At 57.4% G+C, this 24808-nt stretch carries 15 protein-coding genes and 1 tRNA gene; 8 read left to right on the top strand and 8 right to left on the bottom strand.

Annotated elements, in window-relative coordinates:
- Positions 1–134: 134 nt before the first annotated feature.
- Positions 135–3398, top strand: coding sequence for a leucine--tRNA ligase (locus H6815_06480; GenBank protein MCB9860085.1), 3264 nt, complete (start codon positions 135–137; stop codon positions 3396–3398).
- A gap of 15 nt (positions 3399–3413) precedes the next feature.
- On the opposite strand, the gene H6815_06475 is transcribed toward H6815_06480, so the two are convergent.
- On the bottom strand, positions 3414–4340 hold the full coding sequence (locus H6815_06475; GenBank protein ID MCB9860084.1) for a class I SAM-dependent methyltransferase: 927 nt from the start codon (positions 4338–4340) through the stop codon (positions 3414–3416).
- Positions 4341–4911: 571 nt separating this feature from the next.
- Here H6815_06475 and topA point away from each other — a divergent pair.
- The 3 genes from topA (at position 4912) to H6815_06460 (ending at position 9227) form a co-directional block, all read left to right on the top strand.
- Complete coding sequence (gene topA, locus H6815_06470) at positions 4912–7659, top strand: type I DNA topoisomerase (protein MCB9860083.1); 2748 nt, start codon at positions 4912–4914, stop codon at positions 7657–7659.
- Positions 7660–7683: 24 nt separating this feature from the next.
- Positions 7684–9063, top strand: a complete 1380-nt coding sequence (locus H6815_06465) for an anthranilate synthase component I family protein (GenBank protein MCB9860082.1) — start codon at positions 7684–7686, stop codon at positions 9061–9063.
- A gap of 93 nt (positions 9064–9156) precedes the next feature.
- Positions 9157–9227, top strand: a tRNA-Gln gene (locus tag H6815_06460).
- Positions 9228–9610: 383 nt separating this feature from the next.
- Here the strand turns inward: H6815_06460 and glmS are convergent.
- The 4 genes from glmS to H6815_06440 all read right to left on the bottom strand — a co-directional run bounded on the left by glmS (position 9611) and on the right by H6815_06440 (position 14017).
- Positions 9611–11452 (bottom strand): glutamine--fructose-6-phosphate transaminase (isomerizing), encoded by a 1842-nt coding sequence (gene glmS, locus H6815_06455; GenBank protein MCB9860081.1) that lies wholly within the window; start codon positions 11450–11452, stop codon positions 9611–9613.
- Positions 11453–11959: 507 nt separating this feature from the next.
- Entirely contained in the window at positions 11960–12658 is a 699-nt protein-coding gene (locus H6815_06450) for a hypothetical protein (GenBank protein MCB9860080.1), read from the bottom strand.
- Positions 12659–12736: 78 nt separating this feature from the next.
- Positions 12737–13825 (bottom strand): alpha/beta hydrolase, encoded by a 1089-nt coding sequence (locus H6815_06445; GenBank protein MCB9860079.1) that lies wholly within the window; start codon positions 13823–13825, stop codon positions 12737–12739.
- A 36-nt stretch (positions 13826–13861) separates the two neighbouring features.
- A complete protein-coding gene (locus H6815_06440; protein ID MCB9860078.1) occupies positions 13862–14017 on the bottom strand; it encodes a hypothetical protein in 156 nt (51 codons plus the stop codon).
- 220 nt (positions 14018–14237) lie between these two features.
- Between H6815_06440 and carB the strand changes: the two genes are divergently transcribed.
- Positions 14238–18386 carry a carbamoyl-phosphate synthase large subunit gene (gene carB / locus H6815_06435; protein ID MCB9860077.1) on the top strand — a complete coding sequence of 1383 codons (4149 nt, stop codon included), beginning with the start codon at positions 14238–14240 and terminating at the stop codon, positions 18384–18386.
- 4 nt (positions 18387–18390) lie between these two features.
- Here the strand turns inward: carB and H6815_06430 are convergent, their stop codons facing one another.
- Genes H6815_06430 through H6815_06420 form a run of 3 tightly spaced genes read right to left on the bottom strand, consistent with a single transcriptional unit; the run spans position 18391 to position 20449 of the window.
- Positions 18391–18789, bottom strand: a complete 399-nt coding sequence (locus H6815_06430; protein MCB9860076.1) for a VOC family protein — start codon at positions 18787–18789, stop codon at positions 18391–18393.
- Positions 18790–18808: 19 nt separating this feature from the next.
- Entirely contained in the window at positions 18809–19384 is a 576-nt protein-coding gene (locus H6815_06425; GenBank protein MCB9860075.1) for a biotin transporter BioY, read from the bottom strand.
- A gap of 27 nt (positions 19385–19411) precedes the next feature.
- The gene (locus tag H6815_06420; protein MCB9860074.1) at positions 19412–20449 is read right to left on the bottom strand and encodes a hypothetical protein; all 1038 of its coding nucleotides are present in this window, start codon (positions 20447–20449) and stop codon (positions 19412–19414) included.
- Between the two features lie 92 nt (positions 20450–20541).
- Here H6815_06420 and H6815_06415 point away from each other — a divergent pair, with 92 nt between their 5' ends.
- The 3 genes from H6815_06415 (at position 20542) to H6815_06405 (ending at position 24783) form a co-directional block, all read left to right on the top strand.
- The gene (locus H6815_06415) at positions 20542–22236 is read left to right on the top strand and encodes an exo-alpha-sialidase (protein ID MCB9860073.1); all 1695 of its coding nucleotides are present in this window, start codon (positions 20542–20544) and stop codon (positions 22234–22236) included.
- Between the two features lie 12 nt (positions 22237–22248).
- Positions 22249–23616 (top strand): hypothetical protein, encoded by a 1368-nt coding sequence (locus H6815_06410; protein ID MCB9860072.1) that lies wholly within the window; start codon positions 22249–22251, stop codon positions 23614–23616.
- A gap of 63 nt (positions 23617–23679) precedes the next feature.
- Positions 23680–24783, top strand: coding sequence for a collagen-like protein (locus H6815_06405; GenBank protein MCB9860071.1), 1104 nt, complete (start codon positions 23680–23682; stop codon positions 24781–24783).
- Positions 24784–24808: the final 25 nt, after the last annotated feature.

Genomic DNA, 24808 nt, shown 5'->3' with positions numbered 1-24808 from the left:
CAGATTTGGCACAAACCTGCGACCCGGGGAGCGATCTCCGGGTCGCTTTCATTCCCACACACACAACACCGATCCGCACGCCAAGAATACGTGGATATCCCAGCACGCTGACCATCAGAACCTGAAAGCACGTTATGGCAACCGCAGACACTCCAACATCTTCTCAATCACCGGCTGCGAAGTCCGGTGGTCCTGACACGCCCGCGTTCCGATACACCGCGCAGCTTGCAGGCACCATCGAGACCGCGTGGCAGGCAAAGTGGGAGAAACTCGGCACGTTCGTGCAACCGAACCCGGGCGATGCGAACTTTGACGCGTCAAGGCCGAAGTTCTACTGCCTTGACATGTTCCCGTATCCGTCCGGTGTGGGCCTGCACGTGGGGCACCCTGAGGGATACACAGCCACCGATATCATCTGCCGGTACATGCGGATGACCGGGTGCAACGTGCTGCACCCGATGGGGTTCGACGCGTTCGGTCTGCCCGCAGAGCAGCACGCCATCCGCACGGGCCAGCACCCCGCAACGTTCACGCGCGGCACGATCGACAACTTCCGTCGCCAGCTCAAGCGTTTCGGGTTCTGCTACGACTGGTCACGCGAGTTCGCAACCATCGACCCCGAGTACTACAAGTGGACGCAGTGGATCTTTATCAAGATCTACAACGCGTGGTACGACGAGACCGCGCGCGGTAGCGTTGGCAGCGCGCGCGCAATCAACGAACTCGTCGATGAGCTGCAATCGGGCAAGCGCCCCGCGAAGCTGAACCCCGATGCAGCCGAGTTTTCTGCCGAAGAGAAGGAAGTCGATCACGGCGATTTCAATGCGTTGTCATACTCGCAGCAGCGGCGCATCATCGACTCGTATCGTCTCGCATACATCGGCATGCAGACCGTCAACTGGTGCCCGAAGCTCGGCACCGCACTCGCAAACGAAGAGGTTATTGATGGCAGGTCCGAACGCGGGTCGTTCCCCGTGTTTCGCAAACCGATGCGCCAGTGGATGTTCCGCATCACAGCATATGCGCAGCGACTGCTCGATGATCTGGACACGCTGGACTGGCCCAGCTCGACCATCGCTATGCAGTCGTCGTGGATCGGCAGGTCCGAGGGCGCTGAGATCGATTTTGCGCTCGCGCAATCCCACCCGAGCATGCCAGCGCATCTGCGCGTGTACACCACACGACCGGACACCGTCTTCGGTGCAACATATATGGTCGTTGCGCCGGAGCATCCGTTGGTCGCTTCCATGCTTGATCGCCCGGCACCCGGCGCAGATATCGACGCGATCCGCGCGTACGTCGATGAGGCACGCAACCGATCCGACGTAGAACGCCAGGAGAACAAGAAGAAGACCGGCGTGTTCCTTGGTATCAACGCGACCAACCCCGCGACGGGGCAGCAGATCCCCGTGTGGTGTGCTGATTATGTGCTGATGGGATACGGGCACGGCGCGATCATGGCTGTCCCTGCGCACGACGATCGCGACTACGCGTTCGCAGAAAAGTTTGGGCTTCCAATACGCGATGTGGTGTATCCGCCGTTGCAGGCAGCGATGGCGTACTACTGCGCGCACGCATCGGACGAGGAACGCATCGGATCGTGGCGAGTCACGCTCGCAGACTTCCTCGGGCTGACAACATCCATGGGCACGCGTCCCGAGTGGTACGGCGAGGCGCTCAACACCGTGCGCTCGCGCAGATCGCACACGGGCGATGAGTCCGAGCGCAAGCCTCCGGAAGACAAGAACGCGCCGCAGCGCAACCCGCGTGGTGCGATCCAGGCGACCATGCTCGAGACCATCCAGTCGATGGGCGCAGCAACGTTCGACGAGTTCCACGATCTGATTCTGGGCGGCGCGGTCTCTGCGCGCGCGGGGATCGCGTACACCGGCCCCGGGCTTGCAGTCAACTCCGCGAGCGATCGCGTGAGCATCAACTTCCTGCCCACAAAGGACGCGAAGCAGAAGATTGTCGACCATTTCGAATCACGCAACGTCGGCAGGAAGAAGATCAACTTCAAGCTGCGCGACTGGCTGTTCTCCCGCCAGCGATACTGGGGCGAACCCTTCCCCATCGTCTTTGACGAGGACGGCAACCACCACGCGATCGGCGAGGCAACGCTCCCGCTCGAACTGCCATCAATGGACGACTATGCGCCAGCAGAGAGTGAGGACCCGTCGCCACTGCTTGCAAAGGCGACCGACTGGCTGCACACGACCGCAGGCAATGCTGGCGTAGCCGGTCTGCCCGCTGATGCGCACGTGACGCGCGAGGCGAACACCATGCCAGGCTGGGCGGGCTCGTGCTGGTACTACCTGCGCTACATCGATCCGAAGAACCATGACACAATGGTCGATGCTGCGCGCGAGTCATACTGGATGGGCAAGGGGCAAAGGCTCGACGCAACGAATCGACCCGACAATCGCGGCGCTGGCGGTGGTGTTGATCTGTATATGGGCGGCGCCGAGCACGCGGTGCTCCACCTGCTTTACGCACGATTCTGGCACAAGATCCTGTTCGATCTCGGGCACGTCTCGACAACCGAGCCGATGTCGCGCCTGTACCACCAGGGCATGATCCTCTCATTCGCGTATATGCGCAAGGACAAGTCGCTCGTGCCGATCGACGAAGTCGAAGAAACCTCACCAGACACATTCATCGAAAAAGCAACGGGCGAACCCGTCACACAGACCATCGCGAAGATGAGCAAGTCTTTGCGCAACGTCATCAATCCGGATGATGTCATCGCGGAATATGGCGCAGACACATTCCGTCTGTACGAGATGTACATGGGTCCGCTCGACCAGTCAAAGCCGTGGAACCCGCGCGACATCGTCGGATGCTTCCGGTTCCTGCAACGCGTGTGGCGCGTGTGTGTCGATGAGAATACGGGCGATCTTCGCACCGCTGAGAAACCAGACAACGACATAGAACGCGTTCTCCACAAGACCATCGCCAAGGTTGGAAGTGATATCGAGAAGATCTCGTTCAACACCGCGATCGCTGCGATGATCGAGTTCGTCAACGCGTGCAAACCGGGGCAGGACGACAGTGCCGGCATCCTCACCGCGTCACAGATGGAACGGTTCATGCAGATTCTCGCGCCGTTTGCACCGCACATCGCTGAAGAAGTCTGGGCGAAGCTCGGATTCGACGACTGTGTCTCGTGCGCATCTTGGCCGGAGTTCGACAAGTCCATGCTTGTCGAGGACCAGATTGAACTTGCGGTGCAGGTTAACGGCAAGGTTCGCTGCCGCATCAGCGTGCCTGCGGATGCAACCGAGGACCAGGTGAAGGAAGTTGCATTGTGCGACGACGCGGTCATCAAAGCGATGGACGGCAAGGAGATACGCAAGCTGATCGTCGTGCCAAAGCGCCTTGTGAACATCGTCGTGTGATGTGTGATATTCGTTTCAGCCGACCCGTCGAAGAATACCAACCCCGTAGTTCATCGGCGCGGTATACACGTCGATCGCATCGTACAGCCCTGCTGCTTTATCGAGATTGAGCATGACATTCCGCGGCCCCTGATGGCTGCACAGGTGCGGGAATGTGTCATGCAACAGCACATACCCGCCGGTGTTGAGAACCGGCTCAACCGTCCATAGATCGTTCCATACTCCGGGTCCGGTGTGATCGGCATCGAGATATGCGATCTGGACACCGCCACGACTCTGAAAGTGATTCTGTGCGCGTTTCAGTTCGACATGGCTGTTTCCCTTGTGCAGCACGACCTGTTCGGCCACACCAGCTCGTGCAATGTGGTCGGCCACAAGTTCGAGATGGCCCTCTAGCAGTTCCGCATCGCGATGCTTGCCAGCTCTGATAGGCCCGAACGTGTCGAACGTGTGCAGCATGCCGCCGTCATCGTTATCCTTAAGCGCTGCTGCAATCCAGATAGTGCTAACCGCAATAAATGTGCCGGTTTCTACAACGGTCATCGGCCTGATGTTGCGCACGAGTGAGTACAGCAGCAGCCCCACTTCTGGTGATATCGACGCAGGAAATGCCAGCGGGTGTGCGTACACCTCACGCAATGTATCAATCCAGGGTGTGCCACCAAGAAACGACGGGAACTCCCACTCTGTTGGATGCTCTGGCACCGGGTGCTTTGGCGGAAACTCGCAGCGCATGTTGGGCAGGCGGGTCTTTTCGCCAGCATCGGGCTGCTGTGCACGAGGGCTTTCATCCTTGGTAAGAACAGATTGCAACGCAGACAAATACTTGTTTGCCTGCGCTGCGACCGAAACGAGACCTGACTCTGTCCGCACAGTCTGGAGGCCCGAGAGTCTCGGCAACGCATCTCCAGATCGGGCGGGTGTAAACGCCTTCTGATTCATACCACAATGCTAGCGAATCACTTGCGATATGTTTCCATCGGCATCGCTGTGTGACTCGCATACTCATCAGGTGGGCTCACGCAGGCTCGCGTCGAGCGCATCCCATCATGTGGGTTGTCAAGATGTGATCAAATCCTCATCGTTGATATCAGGTTGCAGCAGACTTGTGGATGTGATAGACCTCTCGGCGATCCCGTCCTGCTGCACAAGAGCATTGCAAGTGAGTTGACATACCCACTGCCAGGAACGGCTGGTCATCGCTTGGACTTTGTCGCCATCCGCATGCCATCAGACGGCTCTTGCACCCTCTGTTTCTGGAAAGCATGGCAATAATCAAGGAAATATCCTAATCTACTAGTACGTTATAGGACGAAAATAATAATTTGCCCGAGATATTTCTCTCTGACGGCAAGACTTTTGGACTTGGGTCGGCATACCTATCTCTACTGGTTCGTTTCTGCCCCATTGGCCGACAGGAACCCTTTGGGGCTGTCAGCATCTGTGCGATGCTCCCGATCCAACCCACATCCATCCCCGCATCCCGCGGGTTTTTGACGTCAGGACACGTTCCATGGCAAGGACTGCGAGCACCAAGGCTCCCGCAAAGAAGCAGACCACGACAAAGAAGGTGGCTGCCCGATCTACCACCAGACGAAGCTCGGGCACCGGGTTCACCAAGGGCAGCGCCAAGGGCAAGCACCTCGTCATCGTCGAATCGCCCGCCAAGGCAAAGACCATCAACAAGTACCTCGGCAAGGACTACATCGTGCTGGCGAGCGTGGGCCACGTCCGCGATCTTCCCAGCAAAGCCCCCAAGCCTCCCAAGGGCAAGAAGAAGTCGCCCGTGCCCGGTGTCGATCTCGAGAAGAAGTTCACGCCGACCTATCAGGTTCTCGAGGGCAAGGAGAAGGTCGTCAACGAACTCAAAGCCGCGTCAAAGGAAGCCGACGACGTCTGGTTCGCAACCGACTTGGATCGCGAGGGAGAGGCGATCGCGTGGCATCTTGCGCAGGAACTGAAGATCGATCCGACGATTGCCAAGCGCGTGATCTTCCCCGCAATCACCAAAGCCGAGATCGAAAAAGCGTTCTCGAACCCACACGCGATCGATATCGATCGAGTCAACGCGCAGCAGGCGCGGCGCATCGTCGATCGCATCGTGGGATATCAGGTCTCGCCGCTCTTATGGAAGAAGATTGCGCGCGGGCTCAGTGCCGGCCGCGTGCAGTCCGTCGCGGTGCGCCTCGTTGTCGAACGCGAACGCGAGATTCGCGCGTTCATCCCTGATGAGTACTGGCAGATCAACGCAAACTTCGCTCTCAGTGAATCAGACGCTGCAAAGCTCATCCCGCAATGGCAGGAGTACCTAAGACCGAAATCAACAAAGGATTCTTCCCCGACTGTGAAGGCACAGAATGAGTGGCTGGCGAAGCACAATACCGTCAAAGCAGAACTCGTCGAGGTTGCAGGCGAGAAGTTCGACGTTCGTACACTGGCAAAGAACATCAAGGATGGGCAAGCAGCGCCGGACCTCACATCGACGATCAAGAGCATCGTCGAGAGTGCTGGGCTGACCAATGTCAAATCATCCGTCACAGAAGACCAGGACGGCAGAGGACCGGCACGGTTTCTGCGCTCTGTTTCGGGCGATGTCGACCCATCAACACCGTACTCGGTCACATCCATCCAGACGAAGCAGACATCATCGCGCCCAAGCGCACCGTTCATCACGTCATCGATGCAGCAGGCAGCTTCAACGCGTCTCGGGTTTGGCGCGCAGCGCACCATGCGAGCTGCGCAGTCGCTCTACGAGGGTGTCGAGATCCCCGGCGAGGGCCCGGTCGGTCTCATCACCTACATGCGTACCGACTCGACGCACATCGCGAATGAAGCGATCGACATGGCTCGCTCGTACATCAAACGCTCGTTCGGCGACGCGTACCTGCCAGATAAGCCCAACTTCTACTCATCATCAAACAAAGCGGCGCAGGAAGCGCACGAGGCGATCCGTCCCACCTCGCTCGACTATCCGCCGGAAAAGATCGCACGTGCACTCACCGCCGACCAGCTCAAGCTCTACACGATCATCTGGGAGCGGTTCGTTGCGTGCCAGATGAAGCCCGCTGTCTGGAACTCCACCAGCGTGTTCATCACTGGTGGTACGGACCCGAAACGCCAGTTGACATTCAAAGCATCCGGCAGAACGCTCGTGTTCGACGGGTTCTATCGCGTCACGGGCGTGCCAACAGCATCCGACGAACAGACACTGCCCGAACTGAAGGAAAAAGATCCGCTCCATCCGTTCGCGATCGATCCCACGCAGAAGTTCACTTCTGCGCCACCTCGTTACTCCGAAGCTTCGCTCATCAAGATGCTCGAATCCGAGGGCATCGGTCGCCCATCAACCTACGCGTCGATCATCTCCGTCATCCAGGATCGCAAGTACGTCGAGCAGCTCGAACGCCGATTCCACGCGACGGACCTCGGCGAGGTTGTCACCGACAAACTCATCGAAGCGTTCCCGCGCATCATGGATGTCGGCTACACCCGCGAGATGGAAGCAGAACTCGACAAGATCGAGGAAGACCATCTCGACTGGATCGACATGCTCGACAGGTTCTACAGCCCATTCAAGGACGCGCTAGCATCGGCAGAAGAAAACCTCACGCACGCTAAAGCCGAAACAACACCCGCGCCGTACACGTGCGAGAAGTGCGGCGCGCCAACCGTGTACCGGTTCGGCCGCAACGGCAGGTTCCTGTCGTGCTCAACATATCCCGAGTGCAACTACGCCTCCCCGATCGATCGCAACGGCAAGCCGCGGACTGCTGAGTTTGTGAACGTGCGTTGTCCGAAGACGGGCAGGCCGATGGTGCGCAGGACAGGACGGTTCGGCCCGTTCCTCACAACCGTGCTCGCGGACGGCGAATCGAACGATATTGGGATGATTCTGAATATTGACAAGAAGGGGCATGTCACCGCGCCGTCCGTACCGCCACTGGAAACCGATCTGCCGTGCCCGACGTGCGAATCACCGTTGAATCTTCGCGATGGCGCACGTGGTCCGTGGCTCGGGTGCTCACGATTCCCGAAGTGCCGAGGCAGGGGCAAGTGGGCAGGGCTTGAGGACAGTGTTCGCGAGGATCTTGAGAAACAACTCGACCGCCACAAGGCAAAGCACCCCATCCCGATCATCACGACGCTTGATGGGAAGGCTCTCACCGATGCGAATGGGAAGCCTGTGAAAGACGCGCCGATGGTGGACCAACTCGTACTTGAAGACGAACCCGCGTGGCAGCACGAGGAAACGGCTGCGTAGTTCGTACGTCTCCTACCCTCGTCAGTGCTCAACCAGCTTGCAAACACAACAACACAACAGCCATTTGCGCTCGTGTGCAGCGCGAATGATGACACGATGCGCACACAACTCGGTATTGTCGAGTGGACGTTCCGCATTGACCAAGGCATACAGGATCAACTGACTGCTCGATGGATTGATGCCCGCACCGGCGAATCAATCGATACAACTCTGGAGCAAAACAACGCATCATCGGCACTTGACATGTTTCGTGATCTCGCAAACGCTGTTCCCACACGATCTGACAGCCAATCTACCGACACATGGGCATGGATCGGCTGGATCTCGTACGAGTTTGGCGAGTTGCTGGAACCAAAGGCATCGGTTGTACCAATCCATCGTCGCAGAAATCGCAAAGGGAACTGGCCACTGATTGAGTTCCACCGTGTGCGGCTCATTGACGACGCGGACATCCTGTCTCGATATGACAAAGAAAACCAGCTCCTGCAACTTGCACCAGCACACGACGCAATGCGGCGCGAGTTTCTGCTTAACGTGCAACGGATCCGAAACTACATCCGAGCGGGCGACATCTACCAGGCGAATCTCACCACGGAAATCCAGGGCACATTCACGGGAAACTCTCGCCATCTCTTTGCGCATCTTGCGCAGCGTTCACAACCGTGGTACGGCGTATACGCAGAGGGCTCGCGCTGCAAAATCGACACGCACCAGCGTGCACTCCTGTCATTCAGCCCGGAACTGTTCCTGAAATACGACGCGACATCGCGCACCATCACAACGCGTCCAATGAAGGGCACGCGATCGGGCACAACCGACGCTGCACGAGATGATCTTCTGCGGAGTGACAAGGATAAAGCCGAGCTTGCGATGATCGTCGATCTCATGCGCAACGATCTCTCGCGCGTCTGCGAGGTGGGCAGCGTGCGCGTACCACAACCACGGGAAATAGAACAGCACAACTCCGGCGTGTGGCAGGCAACCACGACCGTGCAGGGCACACTCAACACGCAGCACGACATCTTTGATACGATCGCAGCAACATTCCCCGGCGGCTCTGTCACCGGCGCGCCGAAGATTCGCGCGATGCAGATCATTGAGGAAATCGAACAGCGAGAGCGCGGACCGTACTGCGGCTGCGCAGGCATCATCCACGATGACGGGAGCGCAGAACTGAACCTGTCCATCCGCACACTCACGCTAGAACAGGAAACGGTGCGCGAATCTCCCTTTTCATTTGAGAATGCAAGGGCAATCTACCCGGTTGGATCGGGCGTTGTGTATAGAAGCGAGCCTGGAATCGAGTGGCACGAAACCTTTGCCAAAGCTACATGGCTGTACGAGCAGGGGACACAGGAGGACGAGGCTGACTCCTCATCATCGCATAGCGCCGCCAGAATGTAGCCAACTCAGACCTTTGGGTGTAAAATCCACTTGAAGTCACGGAGCAGCCGAAATACGGTGCTCCAGCACGGGCAGTGTCCGTGGCGGACAGTCTGGGGATTGGTGTAACGGTAGCACGACGGATTCTGATTCCGTTAGTCCAGGTTCGAATCCTGGATCCCTAATTCAAATCGGAAAAGCTGAAAAACGAAAAAGCAGAAAATGAATCAGACCGGGTGATGAGCCCGGTTTTTTCTTTGGCACATGATTGGTGCTACTGGTATCTCGCAAGGCGAGTACCAGTGCGATGGACACAGTTCAAACCATCACAGGAGCTCGGGGCGTCTCGCTGGTGGGGCAGGCTTCCAGCCCGCCTGAAGATAAGTCCTATTCGCGGGCAAGATGCCCGCGCCACCACAACGCTCTAACTCTACACCACATGGGGCGGGACGCCCCATGCTCCTGATTTCTGGTGTGCGCCTCAAGGCGGAATACCTGACGCTCCTGAACTTTCGTTGATCCGGATATTTTTGAACCTGCTTTGCGTAGACAAAGCAAGTGCAAACACTCACTCCACCGTCACGCTCTTCGCAAGATTCCTCGGCTTATCAACATCATGTCCGCGCATCACCGCTGCGTGGTACGCGATGAGCTGCAACGGCACCACCGCGAGCATCGGACTCAGGCACTCAGGCACCGCAGGGATGTACACAACATCCTCTGCGACGTTCTTGATCGCTGTATCGCCCTCAGTCGCGACCGCGATGACGTGCCCGCCTCGCGAACGAACCTCCTCAATATTCGACATCACCTTCTCGTATTGCGAGCCTTGCGTCGCGATGAACACTGCTGGCATTCCCTCGTCGATCAGCGCGATGGGGCCGTGCTTCATCTCAGCTGCGGGCATGCCCTCAGCATGAATGTACGAGATTTCCTTGAGTTTCAATGCGCCCTCCATCGCGGTGGGGTAGTTGTACCCACGTCCGAGGAACAGCCAGTTCTCGCGATGGATGTACTTTTCTGTGATGCCCTTAATCGCATCGTCCTGCAGCAACACATGCTCGATATGCCCCGGCATTTCCGCGAGTTCACGCAAAATACTCGCACACTCTGACTGTGACATGTATCGCCTGCGAGCAAGCCACAATGAAACCATCGTCAGCACAGCGACCTGCCCGACGAAGGCTTTGGTTGATGCGACGCCGATCTCCGGCCCGACGCGCAGGTACACGCCAGCGTCTGTCTCGCGCGCGATAGTGGACCCGACAACATTCACAACACCAAGCGCCATCGCGCCGCGGGCGCTCGCCTCATCGAGCGCTGCGAGAGTATCGGCAGTCTCGCCGGACTGGCTGACCGCGATGATCAGCGTGTTGTCCTCGACGATCGGATTGCGGTACCGAAACTCAGACGCGAACTGCGCAGTTGCGGGGATCTTGGAAAGGTCCTCGAAGAGATATTCGCCGATCTTTGCTGCGTTGAGCGCTGTACCCTGACCGATCAGCGTGACGCGACGCTGCTTGACGAGTTGCGACGCGTGGTCTGCGAGCCCGCCGAGCTTGATTGTGCCAGCGTCAAGATCGATGCGTCCGCGCAAGCAATTACGCAGTGTGCGTGGCTGCTCGAAGATCTCCTTCTGCATGAAGTGGGAGTATGACCCGAGTTCGATCTCCTCGAGCTCAATCTCAAGCTGCGAGACCTTCGCCGTGACGGGAATGTTGTGGATAGTGGATGTGCGGAATCCGTTGCGATCAATGCGGACGACGTTGTAATCGTCCATGGCGAACGCCTGCGTTGTATGCGAGACGACAGCTGCGGGATCTGACGCAATGACATACTCACCATGCCCGACACCGACGAGCAATGGGCTGCCCTTGCGAGCGCCAACGAGCACGCCCGGCTCTTTCTCACACATGACCGCAATCGCGTACGCGCCGGTGATCTCGCGCAGTGCTGCCTGCACCGCTGCTTCGAGGTCGCCCTCGTACAACTCGCCGATGAGCATCGCGAGCACTTCGGTGTCTGTTTCTGTTGAGAACGTGTGCCCCTTCTCCTGCAGATAGGTGCGCAGTGCCTGGTAGTTCTCGATGATGCCGTTGTGCGCGATGACGATGCCGTTAGTATCGTCGCGATGGGGATGGGCGTTTGTTTCTGTGACTGCGCCGTGCGTTGCCCAGCGCGTGTGGGCAAGCCCCTGCGTGCCGGTGAACCCGCCGATCTTCTTCAGTCGTTCTTCGAGAGCAGACACACGCCCAACCGCGCGAGCGACCCGCAACACGCCCTGCTCGCCCGACTCATCAAGGATCGCAACACCCGCGGAGTCATATCCGCGATACTCCATCCGCTTGAGTCCTTCGACGAGCAGCGGCTGGACCTGGCGTGATCCGACGTAGGCAATGATTCCACACATGAACTGGTTTCTCCGAGGCTCGATCCGGAACGATCAGCGAACAAGGCTGACATCCTTTTTCGGCTGGTTTTGATCGAGGTGTGCATGATTGGGTAGCACCTGCTGCACCCGCCCGATACACACATTTTCCCGGCATCTGGAGCGATGCAAAGCAATGAAACGAGCGGGATGGGGCATGGGTTCGCGCTTTGATGGATCAGGCAAGCGAGAATAGATACTTATCGGTCTAACATGGGAGTAGGTTGAACCACAGAGTCACGAAGACACAGAGTTATACAGGGAGACGAGAAAGAAAACGTGGGGGGATTGCATCGTCTGGTGGCGCGGGCTTCAAGCCAGCCAAAAAAGAGTCATTTTCGCGGGCAGGATGCTCGCGCCACCACGAACATAACGCAACTGTCTCGTGGGGCGGAACGCCCCACGCTCCTGAGTTTCTCTGCACATTATCATGGTCACCAGTGTATTGTTGCGTCCTGTGCCACAATACGAAAACGTCTGGCACCCGCTTCAGTCGCGCCCGATCTTCGTCAGCAAGAGGTCATCATTCTCTGCGATAAGTCCAATCCCGCGCGCGTAGTACTTTGTCTCCTGCCATTCGTCGGGGTTGTTGCTCTCGCGGATTGCCAGCACATGGTCGTATGTTGCAAACGGCGTATTGACGTGATGCTGCACACTCTGAACTTCCGCCCATTCCTCAGCATCCGGCGGCGAGTTCTCGGGTTTGAACGTATATCCAACCTGCGGATTGCTGGGAAGAAAGATCGTCGGCTCTGATGCGTTTCGACCAACCAGCCACGATCCACCGTGGTCAACAACAACGCCGTCCTTGTAGTTGTCCACGTCCTCGCCGAAGTAGTACACGTTTCCATGTCCGTCCTGCGCAAAGTAGTTGTACGAGATCTCGGCGAGTTCGCCATCCTCGTAGCTCTCCTCTGCAAGCACAAGGCACTCGACACCACCAACGACGTGCGTGCGATCCTCAACACGCCTGACAGATCTCTCAGTCTCACTAGCAAGCTCTATGTATCGAACAAAGGAGAGTGGAAAAAACTCATGTGTTATCTTGGAGGAGAGCGCAACGCCCGCTGCTAATGGGGTGAGTGAAGGGGCATCGTTTGTTCCACCAGACTTGTGTGTCGTCGTGCATCCACCAAGAAGCACGATGGGAGTCAGAAGGAAAAGTTGGCGTATCAGAACCTTTGTCATCAGCGTGATCCTCCTTGCATTGGCTAAGGCATTCTACATTGATCACGAGATAGAACATGACGGAATGGTGATCCTGCGCTACCACTTCACCGCTTTGACCGGCCCCAACTCTCGCTGGAAAAACCGAACCACCCTGACGTAGATCCACGGCATCACAAACGAGTGTCCCGAATTTTGCTTTATCTCCAGCGAAGCCTTGACGTTCACAGCCCGCAGTGCTGCAAAGAGTTCCCTGCTCTGGTCGGGATCGACAATGGAGTCCTTCAGCCCATGCATGATGAGCGTCGGAGGATCATCTGACGAAACATGTGTGATCGGGCTGGCAAGTGTTGCGATCTCCATGGACTCATGGATCGGTTTTCCGAACAGACGCTCCAGCGTGCGCACGCGCCAGTCGTTCGGTCTGGTCTTTGATGCTTCAATTGCGAGCGTTAGATCGGTCGGGCCGAACCAGTCGCACACCGCCTGGATGCGCGTCGAGATCGTGTTGGCCGATCGATCGGTGTCGCCCGCGATGGTGTGCGGCGTTTCCGGGAATGCATCGTCATCCGCGTACGCGAGCAATGCTGCAAGATGTCCGCCCGAAGAAGCGCCCCACGCACCAATGCGCGTTGCGTTCAGATGATACTTCTTCGCATTGTGACGGACGAACTGGACAGCTGCGCGCGCGTCCTGAATCTGTGCGGGAAATGTCGCGTTCCGGCTGAACCTGTACTGCACGCTCACGAGGGCGATCCCACGAGGTACCAGGAATCGTGCGGGGTACATGCCGTCGATCTTGTTGCCCATGTCCCACGCGCCGCCATGGAACCACAGCACGACCGGCACCGGGCCGAGCGTGCGATCTGGTAAATACATATCGATCTTCAGATCACGACCATCGACAGTGGCGTAGGTAACGTTTCGGAGTGTTTCTGGTTTGATGCGCGGGAGCGAGCGGATATTTATACGCGGATTGTCGTGCGTTTCTGTAACGACATTCGTTGGTGTGGGTTGTGGGGGGGCATTCTGGCTCGTTGATTGCTTTGCAACGGGCGGCACTTTGTTCCCGCCGAAAAGCGCTGAGCCCCACGCGAATACGCCATACATCAACAAGACCAGCAGCACACCCGCAACAATGACACCCAGGGGTCGAGTCAGGGCGTTGTCTGTTTCCCAATCAGTCATGGCGCCTCTGTGCAACTAATCCGTTCGCTTCTCAACTCAATCGATGGTGTTGAGATCAGACATTTTGATCATCAGCAGTTCAGGGTTCACAAGAACCACCACAAGCAGAACGACCACAAACAGAGCAATCAGTATGATCGCACCGAGTCCCACCATCATCATCACATGCTGGGATTTAGACGGCTGATCCATGCGTGCTCCGGAACCTCGCTGTCTACTAGTGATTGTACGGGAAACAGCCCGAACCGTTCGGAAAACAGGTTCCAACAGCGACGATCGGCACCCTCCCGCCTAAAGTCATCATTCAGAGAAACAACGCAGTTCCGCTCGGCCAAACCCGGTTTTTCGCGTGTGGCGGGCGGTGTCGCACAATCTGACCAGCCTTCCCGGCTGGGCACGAGGCACATCCTCCATGCCGAAGCGCACCGATATCCGCACTATCCTGCTCCTGGGCTCCGGCCCGATCGTCATCGGACAGGGATGCGAGTTTGACTACTCCGGCACGCAAGCCTGCAAAGCACTCAAGGACGAGGGATACCGCATCGTCCTCGTCAACTCGAACCCCGCCACCATCATGACCGATCCGCAGATGTCGGACCGGACCTACATCGAGCCTATCACGCCCGAGGCTGTCCGCAAGATCATCCAGCACGAATCCGAGACCGACCATCCGATCGACGCGATTCTGCCGACGCTGGGTGGGCAGACCGCGCTCAACTGCGCGTGCGAGCTTTTCGACAACGGCACACTCAACGAGTTCAACGTCGAGATGATCGGCGCAGACCGCGAGATCATCCATCGCGCAGAGGATCGCAACACGTTCAAGGAGATCTGCGAATCGCTCGGCTTGCGCGTGCCGAGGTCCAAGAGCGTGAACACGCTCCTTGACGCGCTCGATTTCGTGGAGACTGTTGGCCTGCCCGCGGTGATCCGCCCGGCGTTCACGCTCGGCGGCTTCGGCGGCGGCATCGCGTACAACGCCGAGGAGTTCCGCGACATCGTCTCGCGCGGGCTCGCGGCATCCATGATCACGCAGGTCGAGATTCTTGAGAGCGTGGTCGGATGGAAGGAGTACGAGCTTGAGGTCGTGCGAGACAAAAACGACAACGCGGTTGTTGTGTGCTCGGTCGAGAATATCGACGCGATGGGTGTGCACACGGGCGACTCCGTTACTGTTGCGCCAGCGCTGACTCTCTCAGACAAGGAGTATCAGGTGCTGCGCGATGCGGCACTCGACATCATGCGGGCGGTCGGCGTGCAGACCGGCGGCTCGAACGTGCAGTTCGGTGTGAATCCGAACCCACAGCCCGATGAGCACGGGAACACACCGTTCGAGTTCGTCGTCGTCGAGATGAATCCGCGCGTGTCGCGATCCAGTGCACTCGCATCCAAAGCGACCGGGTTCCCCATCGCAAAGATCGCTGCAAAGCTCGCGATTGGGTACACCCTCGATGAACTCCGTAACGATATCACGGGCACAACGAGCGCGTGCTTCGAACCGAGCATCGACTACGTCGTGACGAAGATGCCACGCTGGACGTTCGAGAAGTTCCCCGAAGCGGACGAGACATTGACCACGCAGATGAAGTCCGTCGGCGAGGCGATGGCGATCGGGCGCACGTTCAAGGAATCGTTCCAGAAGGTCATCCGATCGATGGAGGTCAAGCGCTTCGGGCTCGGACTCGATCGCAACGACAAGTGGCTCGCAGCGATGCGCGCGATCCAGCACGGCAAGCTCACACTCGACACTTACACCAAAGTGCCGCCGGGCAATCCGACCGGCTGGACAGGCTCGCAGTCATCGCCGACCGGCGCGCGCACAGTGGACGGCGAACCGATCGAGTGGCCGATCAATCTCGACAAACTCCATCGCAAGATCGCGATCCCGTGTCAGGGCAGGCTGTACTACATCCGGTACGCGATGAAGATGGGCTGGTCGATCCACAAAATCGCGAAAGTCTCTGGACTCGATCCATTCTTCATCGATCAGATCAAGCAACTGGTCGACTTTGAGGAAGTGCTGTGCAGATACCAGACACTGCAGGATGTGCCGCGCGATATTCTGTTCAAGGCGAAGCAACTCGGATATTCCGACGCGCAGCTGGCGATGCTGTACATCGGGCATATTACAGCTGAATCCATCCTTGATGTGCGCAGGCATCGCCAGTCGATGGGCATCGAGCCGGTGTACAAACTCGTTGACACGTGCGCAGCCGAGTTCGACGCTGCAACACCCTACTACTACTCCACATATGAAACGCCGATCGAGACGGTCGATGGAAGCTCTCGTGTGGACGACGAGATCCGCGTGAGCGACACACCGAAGGTCATCATCATCGGCGGCGGCCCCAACCGTATCGGACAGGGAATCGAGTTCGACTACTGCTGCGTGCACGCGGCGCTCGCTGCCAAGCAGATGGGGTTCGAGTCCGTCATGATCAACTCGAACCCGGAGACCGTCTCGACAGACTACGACACGAGCGATCTGCTCTTCTTCGAGCCACTCACAATGGAGGACGTGCTGAACATTGTGGAGCGGTTGAACGGAAAAAGATTGTCGCAACACGGGCTCAGCAACGACACCCAGCACAAGATTTCAGAGGACGGCAAAGCATCAGTCGAGAAGCAACTTGCCAGCATCGGAGTGACGGACGCACGCATTCTCACATCAATCCATCTCAATCCCAACGGATTCAGATGGATCGTTGAAACGCCGGATCAAAGACTCTTCCAAGTTGATGAGATGGCTCACGAAGAACCCAAGGATGTGACAGAGTTTCGGAATGTTGTCCTGTCGGATTGTGCTGTCGCAATCCTTTGTCACGACGAAATCAGAGGTGCAAACGCAATCTCGCAGTTGCCTTCGTTGCCAGTGGATTATCTTGTTTCACTCAATGCTCTTGCGAACAGACACAAACTTGGATCAGTTGCGATCATCAGCGCATCCGCAGGCACAGACGGCTGGGCTTTTGATGCAGTGCTTGCTGACGGCACAATGCGAGAGATCCAGTACCTCCCGGAACAGAAACTCTTTGCTGTCACAGAAAGCGGATGGGATCACGTCGACAGATATCTGGAAGCACATCACCAAAAACTTACTCCATTTGTAAAGCAACTCCGCGCATGGCTGCAGACTCACAAGAATCTTGTCCACGGTCTGATCGTCCAGTTCGGCGGGCAAACGCCGTTGAACCTTGCCAAAGGACTTCTTGCAGCGGGCGCGCCGATCATCGGCACCAGTGTCGATGCGATCGACCGTGCTGAGGACCGCGACCGGTTCGAGGCGCTGCTCGAGAAGCTCCACGTGCAGCGGCCCGCGTCCGGAATCGCGCGATCACCCGATCAGGCTGTCGAGATCGCGAACCGCATCGGGTATCCCGTGCTCGTGCGCCCGTCGTATGTGCTCGGCGGCCGCGGGATGGAGATCTGCTCCGATCAGGCTGCACTCCAGCACTACATCACCAACGCATTGCGCGCAAGCGAGCGCGAGGACGCGCCGATTCTCATCGACGAGTTCCTCGACGGCGCAACAGAAGTCGATGTCGATGTTGTTGCAGACTATCGCGAGGATCAGCCGAATGTTCCCGGGACCGCGATCGTGTGCGCGGTCATGGAGCACATCGAGCATGCAGGCGTGCATTCGGGCGATTCCACCTGCACCATCCCCGCGTACTCACTGCCGAAGCGCGTGACCGATCGCATCAGGTCCATCGCGCGTGATCTTGCGAAGGAACTGAAGGTGTGCGGATTGATGAACGTGCAGATGGCGGTGCGTGACGAGGAGATCTACATCATCGAGGTCAACCCGCGAGCCTCGCGCACGGTCCCGTTCGTCGGCAAGGCAAAGCACGTACCCTATGCGTCGGTCGCTGCCAAGGTGATGATGGGCCGCTCGCTCTCCGAGATGGGAGTACAAGAAGTTCGCGCCGCGCACGCCTACGCGGTCAAGGCGCCCGTGTTCCCGTTCAACAAGTTCCCCGGCGTGGATGTTGTGCTCGGCCCCGAGATGCGATCGACCGGGGAGGTCATGGGTATCGACCAATCGCTCCCCATCGCGTACGCCAAGGCGCTGATGGGTGCGGGCGTGAACCTGCCACTCTCCGGCGGTGTGTTTGTGTCGGTGCGTGAGAGCGATCGCGAGCTGATTGTTGATCCGGTTCGCTCGCTGCTTGCGATGGGCTTTGATGTGTATACCACCAAGGGCACTGGACGGTTCCTGCAGCAGCTCAGCCTGCGCACCAAGGCGCTCGAAAAAATCCAGACAGCCGTGCGCCCGAATGTGCTCGACCTGATGGCTGACAAGAAGATCCAGCTGGTTATCAACACGCCAACACGTACCGGGTACAAGACCGACGAGGGACGCATCCGCGCAGCTGCCGTGCGTTATGGCATTCCCATGCTCACAACAGCGACCGCGGCACGCGCAGCGGTGGACGCGATCCAGGCGCTCCGCGCCGGCGAGTGGTCGGTCAAACCAATGCAAGACCACGCGAACGATTCTCACGACTGGCAGTCGACAGCAACTGTTATCACAAGCAAGCGTTCGCCGACACTGGCATAAGTATCTACTCCGGCGGATCAACGGCTGTAAACTCGACCTGATTCTGATCCGGATCGTAAAAGTAATACGACGTTGCCCGCATCCATTCGAGTCGTTGCGGACCAAACACTTTCACGCTGGAATCAAGGAGTCTTTGCACTCGCGTTTCCAGTGTGCTGCGATCAACCCGAAACGCGAAGTGGACTGGTCCAAAGCGCTCCCCCTCGGGAAGACGCGAGTGCTCCTCGAAGAGCAATGGCCCTCTGGACAGCGCCAAACGCTGGGGAGGATCCGCGTTACCAATAACAAACCACGCCCAGTCATCTGTGGGCTCGCGCTCAAGTTGTAAACCAACGATATCGCGATAGAACTCACACGAAGCGCGCACATCGCGCGCAATCAGGACAAGTTCACTCAACTGCATGCTTGACATGCAATATAGATTACTCGCGAGCCTGACCGGTGACACTTGCGATCTGGCTCGACGCCAGTATCTTGATCGCCATCCCGGGAATGAAGATCACACACCCGTGAAACAATGCGCTCGTCACTTGCATGCCTGTTGCTATCTTCAACCAAGGCACACCGATCGCGAAGATGATCGCATGAACTGCAAGCGCTATCAGGCACATACGGTTCCACGTCAATCTTCCGGAGGCATCGCGCCATCTCCTTGTCAGCGCGCCAGCAACAGGCTGCGAAAGAATAAATCCAAGGATGTATCCGCCAGTCGCATCGAACACGACATCAACACCGCCGGATCCATTTGCGAATACGCCGAACCCAGCCACGCCCATCATCACGTAGAGCATCATGCTCATGGTGCCAAGCGAGCCGCCGATACACAGGGCACACGTCGCAACAGCAAGTGTCTGCAGCGTCATTGGCACGCCGCCGGGGAGCGGGATCTGGATCTGTGCGCACAATGCTGTAAGGAGTGCGAACCCGACAACAAGCGCGGGCTTGATGACGATGTGTGGGAGAGCGGGTGATCGTGGCGCGAGTGTGGTTGTCTGCATTGCCAAGTATAGATCAGGGTCAAGATATCAGCCGACCAGTTCGTCGTCCGGCAGTTCGGGTGTCGGGTACGGAGAGATCGCTGCAGCAGCAATCATGCGGACCAGTTGCATCGAATCACGATTGAGCGCAACGTTGATTTCCGCTGCCGCATGGAAGGTGTACTGCATATTCATGTGTGCTACCACACTTCTCGCGAGTGAATCCTGTTCGATCGGCTTTGGGGGGACTGCTGGATCGTCGATCAGGACGATCTTCCGTTGTGCGAGCACAGTCACTCGGCACGCGTGTAGATCAAAGCGTTCAACTGCTGGTTTTCCCATGCCGAGAAACGGGTATCGCACAATATCGATCGAACCGGGCAAAACACGGTAGTACACGGGATAGAGGAACCCTGTCACAACACTCGAAACACCAACGCCAAGAATCATCAGAAGATAAAAGTTCGACGCGACGGTCAACACTGTGCGTATCGGAAGGAAGTACAACACAGACAGAAAGCACACCATTTCAGTAATCGCAGCAACCGCCACAAACTGCTTCTTTGATCTGTGGCCAACGCGTGCAGGAACAACGATGGGCTCAAAGTTCTCTGTCGGCACAACGCCGAAATCTTCCTGATACGCCGATCTACCAATGATCGCAACGCGCCATGTCTCAGCAGCATTGAGTTTCTGACGCTTGAACTTCACTGCTTTCATGTACGCGCGTGTGCCGACTTGAACTAGCACGACGAGCACAGCAAGACCGAACATTGCCCAGAAGTAGTACACATACCGCACGGGCACGCCGAGCGAAGTCGCTGCTAATGTTCCCATCAACCACACAATTCCGAGCATCGCAAAGCACGCACAGAGGATTATGGCCGATTGCTGGCCCATGCTTGATACAGGTCGCATGACGTTCGACGCACGATGCACCTCGTTGTCGCCTGGCGTCCAGGGCGGGACATACTCGTGCAGCTCCGGCGGCGTAGTTGCTGACGCGCACTCACTCATACGAGGACCGTCTCGTGAAAGGCCCGATATTGGCTTGGCTCCATCATCGGGGAACAGTATGTCCGTCATGTTTCTCTGATTCTCCTCGGCCTGCACAGACTGTTCATGTACAATCAACCCGGTTGCGCAACCTCCCACATGCGAACTAAAAAAGGACACCCATGCGATCATTTACCTTTGTACTCGTTGCGTCAGCCGTTGTCTCTACAGCACAACCAGTCATCGCGCAGGTGCTCGAACAGGCACCGATGCAACCAGTTGAGCCCGGAGTTCAAGCTCGATCGGTTCCCAATGTGCCCGGACTCATTATCGATGGCACCGGCGGGTTGTTTCAGGTCAGCATTGATGCAAACGGCATGAACATTGTTGGCGACGCTGCAAACGAGCCATCGATCGCGATCGATCCGACCGCGCCGAACCGCATGATCATTGGTTGGCGTCAGTTCGACACTATCGCATCCAACTTCAGAGAGGCTGGAGTTGCGTGGACGAACGACGGTGGGCGCACGTGGCACGCCAGCACCATTGACAACGGCAACTTCAGATCCGATCCTGTGCTCGATGCAGATATTAACGGGAACTTTGTGTATTACAGCTTGGGCGGGCCGAACTTTCTATGCCAGACATTCACCAGCAGTGATGGAGGCGAGACATGGTCGAACCCAAACGAAGCGTTTGGTGGCGACAAAGCCTGGATGATGGTGGATCGTCAGCCAACTTCACCCGGACTCGGCAACGCCTACACATACTGGTCGACTGCAGCAAACCCGTGGGGCGCATCCCAGTTTGCGCGCAGCTTTAACGGTGGAACAACATGGGATGGACCATACGCGTTCCCGACACCAAGGTTTCGCTGGGGCACGCTGGCAACGAAGCAGAACGGCGACCTCTACATGTGCGGCACAACGGGCGGCGCGTTTTATGTCACGAAGTCATCCGACGCTTGGGACATGGGCACGACACCAACATTCACCCATCTCACACCAGTGCCGTTCGTTGGCAGCGTTACAACGAGCGGGCAACCCAATCCCGGCGGTCTGATGGGGCAGACTAGCATGGCTATTGATACGACCGGCGGCGCGCACGACGGCAACCTGTACATGCTTGCAACACTCAACACAGCAAGCGACCCGGCTGAGGTGTACTTCTGCCGATCAACCGACGATGGAAGCACATGGGACCCACCTGTTCGCGTGCATACCGATCCTGTCGGGACAGGGCCTGAGTCATATCAATGGTTTGGCACATTTGACGTCGCACCAAACGGTCGCATCGATGTCGTCTGGAATGACACACGTGACAACGCTGCTTCCAATCTTTCCCGTCTCTATTACACGTTCAGCAATGATGGCGGGCAGACATTCGCACCAGAACAGCCGATTTCCGATATCTTCGATTCGCACCTCGGCTGGCCTCAGCAGCAGAAGCTCGGCGACTATTACCATCTCCGCTCGGATCTGGTTGGGGCAAGCCTTGCGTGGGCAGCAACATTTAACGGTGAGCAGGACGTGTACTTTTCCCGCATCGGCGATTGGGACTGCAACGGTAACGGCGTTGGTGATGCGATCGATCTCGCAACCGGCACTGCGGATGACTGTAACGCGAATGGCATTCCCGACTCATGCGACATCGCTGCTGGATACTCGCAGGATGTGAACGGCAATGGAAAGCCCGACGAGTGCGAGGATTGCTACGCAGACTGCGACAGCAATGGTTTCCTAAATATCTTTGATTACATCTGCTTCGGAAATGCGTATGCAACAAATGATCCGTACGCGGATTGCGATGGCAATGGATCCCTGAATGTGTTTGATTACATCTGCTTCGGCAACGCGTATGCAGCGGGCTGCCCGTAAGGAGCAAGACTGATGAGTTTGTACGGAAAAGTATTTCTCCCGACAGTGATGGCGCTTACTTCGCTCGTGCAGGCGCAATCCGTGTGCGATATCCAACTGCAGTGCCGGGCAAACTTTACCGGCGCATTCAATCTTCCAGATGCTGCGTTCTTCACAAACAACACGCCTTCGATCAACGACGCTGGCGATGTTGCCATCTATATCTCGACGATTGCTGGCACAGACGCGAAGATGGTCTGGTACGGCGGAGATGGGGCAGGGCAGATTGTCTACACCTCGCCGGATGGCGCATCACTGAGCGATGTTTCTTTGAACAACTCGGGTTTCATCGCGTTCCCACAGTCGTTTGCATCGCCGACGGGTGTCATTGGTGTGGACGGCCCGACAAGTGTTGCATCCACACTCGTGCTCCCCGGTGCGCCGTTCGGAGCGACAAGCTTCTCCTCCGTCCGACTTGATGATCTCGGCAGAGTCGGATTCCGCGCGAGCATCGCATCGATCGGCAACGCGTACATCACATCGGACAATGGCTCGCAGGCGCAACACGCGGTTGAGGCTGGTGTCAACCCTGCAAGCCCGTACTCATTTCTCTTTACACCCGCGATGAACGAGAATCGGCAGATTGCTGCAAAGGTACGCCTCGGTGCTGCGGGACAAACAGGCAACAGTCAGCCAGATCAGGTCCTCATCTTCAATGAGGATGGATCGAGCGTGCTGATCGCTGAAGACACGGACTCGAATCCGGGGTCTGATTATACATCGTTTGATAACACTGTCGCTGTGAACGACGTAGGGCACGTTGCGTTCATTGCGAATCTTGCAGCGGGTGGCCGTGCTGTTGTGCTGACCGATGGAACAACGGACACCATCATCGCATCAACAAACGATCCGGACATCTCGGACATCGAGTTCTTCCATCCCGTGATGAACAACATTGGCGAGGTCGCGTTCCGCGCAAAGGATGGCACGGGGCTTCGTGCTGTCTGGGTAGGTGATGGCACAACACTTGAGGTTGTTGCACGCGAGCATGATCTGGTCGAAACCGATCTGGGCACCGCGCGCATCGATCAGCATGATTCCAACCCCGTGTTCGGCGGCAATGTGTCCATCAATGACAATGGCGACATCGCGTTCCATTGCGGCTTGACACCGCCCGACAACAACCAGATCGAGTGGGGATCCGGCGTGTTTGTTGCAACGCGATCGTGCGCGTGCTATGCGGATTGTGATACGAACGGCACACTGAACGTCTTTGATTACATCTGCTTCGGCAACGCCTATGCGATGAACGAGCCGTACGCCGACTGCGATGGCAGCGGGTCGCTGAATGTCTTCGATTACATCTGTTTCGGCAACGCGTTCGCAACCGGTTGTCCGTAAGTGCAATGATACAGAACTTCGCAGTGTAATTATTGGACGTTTTGTTCCCGAATCTGGTCTTGAATGAAAACAGTGTGTGAAGACTTCCGCGTACCTCTTCATATGCAGTTGCATCCGGGTGGTTCTCTTGTACACTGGCTGTCAACTGATGTCCGAATCCGATTCTGGAGACACACCATGATGCGCCGTGCCCTCAAACAACTGCTCTGTCTGCTCGCAATCGCTACCCCAGCGTTCGCACAAACACCGATCGACCCAGCGTTCTCGTATCAGGGCGAACTCACGCAGGGTGGCGCACTGTTTACAGGCGATGTTGATCTGAGGTTCCGCCTCTACGACGCATCCACAGGTGGCGCACAGATCGGCCCAACACTTGCGCTAATAAACTTCACGATCACCGACGGACGGTTCAGCGTGGACTTGGACTTTGGCATGGGTTCCTTCAACGCCGATGCACGATACCTTGAAATTGATATCCGCTCACCGGGTGGAAGCGGCGCATACACAACACTCACGCCACGCAAAGCGATTTCGCCTGCACCGGTTGCGCTCTTTGCACTCGACGGCAATCAGGGCCCAGCCGGGCCGCAGGGACCACAAGGACCAGCGGGGCCGCAAGGTGCAACTGGCGCAACCGGACCGCAGGGACCAGCAGGACCGCAAGGTGTTGCAGGTCCGCAAGGGCCGCAGGGCTCGCAAGGAGCAATGGGTCTGCCCGGCGCGACTGGTCCGCAGGGGCCTGCAGGACCGCAAGGCCCGTCTGGCATTGTCATGGCGACATTTCAAAGTGGTTTTACAAGCGTTCCAACAAGCACACGCACCCTCAATCCGAGCAGCAAAGTAACGCTCCCATTGGTTGCGGGCCAGAAAGTGATGATTGTTGGCACCATCACATTGGGTACGACCAATCCAAGCGGCGCAGATAATCTCAGGCTATGGCCCTGCTATCAGATTTCGGGTGCAACGACAAATACGACGATTGGGAGCGGATCGTACAACCTTCAAGCAGCGCCGAACACACGCCAGACCTACTCCACGACCGGCGTGTTCACGGTCCCTTCGACTGATTTATACGACATCGGTGTCTGCACACAGGTACCAGGAGCAACCAACAACTGGGATCTGAGTGAGTTTGGTTACGTTTCGGTGATTGTTTTCGACGAGTAATGCTATCAACCTGACAATACGAATC

The sequence above is a fragment of the Phycisphaeraceae bacterium genome, assembly GCA_020639155.1.
In the GTDB taxonomy this organism is placed as follows: domain Bacteria; phylum Planctomycetota; class Phycisphaerae; order Phycisphaerales; family UBA1924; genus JACKHF01.
Note: the sequence above shows the minus strand (reverse complement) of the source record. Positions and strands in the feature narration are given on the sequence as shown.

What these genes read in the sequence shown, in the direction of transcription:
- H6815_06480 (MCB9860085.1), top strand. Translation starts at nt 135, where the DNA reads ATGGCAACCGCAGACACTCCAACATCTTCTCAATCACCGGCTGCGAAG.
- H6815_06475 (MCB9860084.1), bottom strand. Translation starts at nt 4,340, where the DNA reads ATGAATCAGAAGGCGTTTACACCCGCCCGATCTGGAGATGCGTTGCCG.
- topA (MCB9860083.1), top strand. Translation starts at nt 4,912, where the DNA reads ATGGCAAGGACTGCGAGCACCAAGGCTCCCGCAAAGAAGCAGACCACG.
- glmS (MCB9860081.1), bottom strand. Translation starts at nt 11,452, where the DNA reads ATGTGTGGAATCATTGCCTACGTCGGATCACGCCAGGTCCAGCCGCTG.
- H6815_06450 (MCB9860080.1), bottom strand. Translation starts at nt 12,658, where the DNA reads ATGACAAAGGTTCTGATACGCCAACTTTTCCTTCTGACTCCCATCGTG.
- H6815_06445 (MCB9860079.1), bottom strand. Translation starts at nt 13,825, where the DNA reads ATGACTGATTGGGAAACAGACAACGCCCTGACTCGACCCCTGGGTGTC.
- H6815_06440 (MCB9860078.1), bottom strand. Translation starts at nt 14,017, where the DNA reads ATGGATCAGCCGTCTAAATCCCAGCATGTGATGATGATGGTGGGACTC.
- carB (MCB9860077.1), top strand. Translation starts at nt 14,238, where the DNA reads ATGCCGAAGCGCACCGATATCCGCACTATCCTGCTCCTGGGCTCCGGC.
- H6815_06430 (MCB9860076.1), bottom strand. Translation starts at nt 18,789, where the DNA reads ATGCAGTTGAGTGAACTTGTCCTGATTGCGCGCGATGTGCGCGCTTCG.
- H6815_06425 (MCB9860075.1), bottom strand. Translation starts at nt 19,384, where the DNA reads ATGCAGACAACCACACTCGCGCCACGATCACCCGCTCTCCCACACATC.
- H6815_06420 (MCB9860074.1), bottom strand. Translation starts at nt 20,449, where the DNA reads ATGACGGACATACTGTTCCCCGATGATGGAGCCAAGCCAATATCGGGC.
- H6815_06415 (MCB9860073.1), top strand. Translation starts at nt 20,542, where the DNA reads ATGCGATCATTTACCTTTGTACTCGTTGCGTCAGCCGTTGTCTCTACA.
- H6815_06410 (MCB9860072.1), top strand. Translation starts at nt 22,249, where the DNA reads ATGAGTTTGTACGGAAAAGTATTTCTCCCGACAGTGATGGCGCTTACT.
- H6815_06405 (MCB9860071.1), top strand. Translation starts at nt 23,680, where the DNA reads ATGAAAACAGTGTGTGAAGACTTCCGCGTACCTCTTCATATGCAGTTG.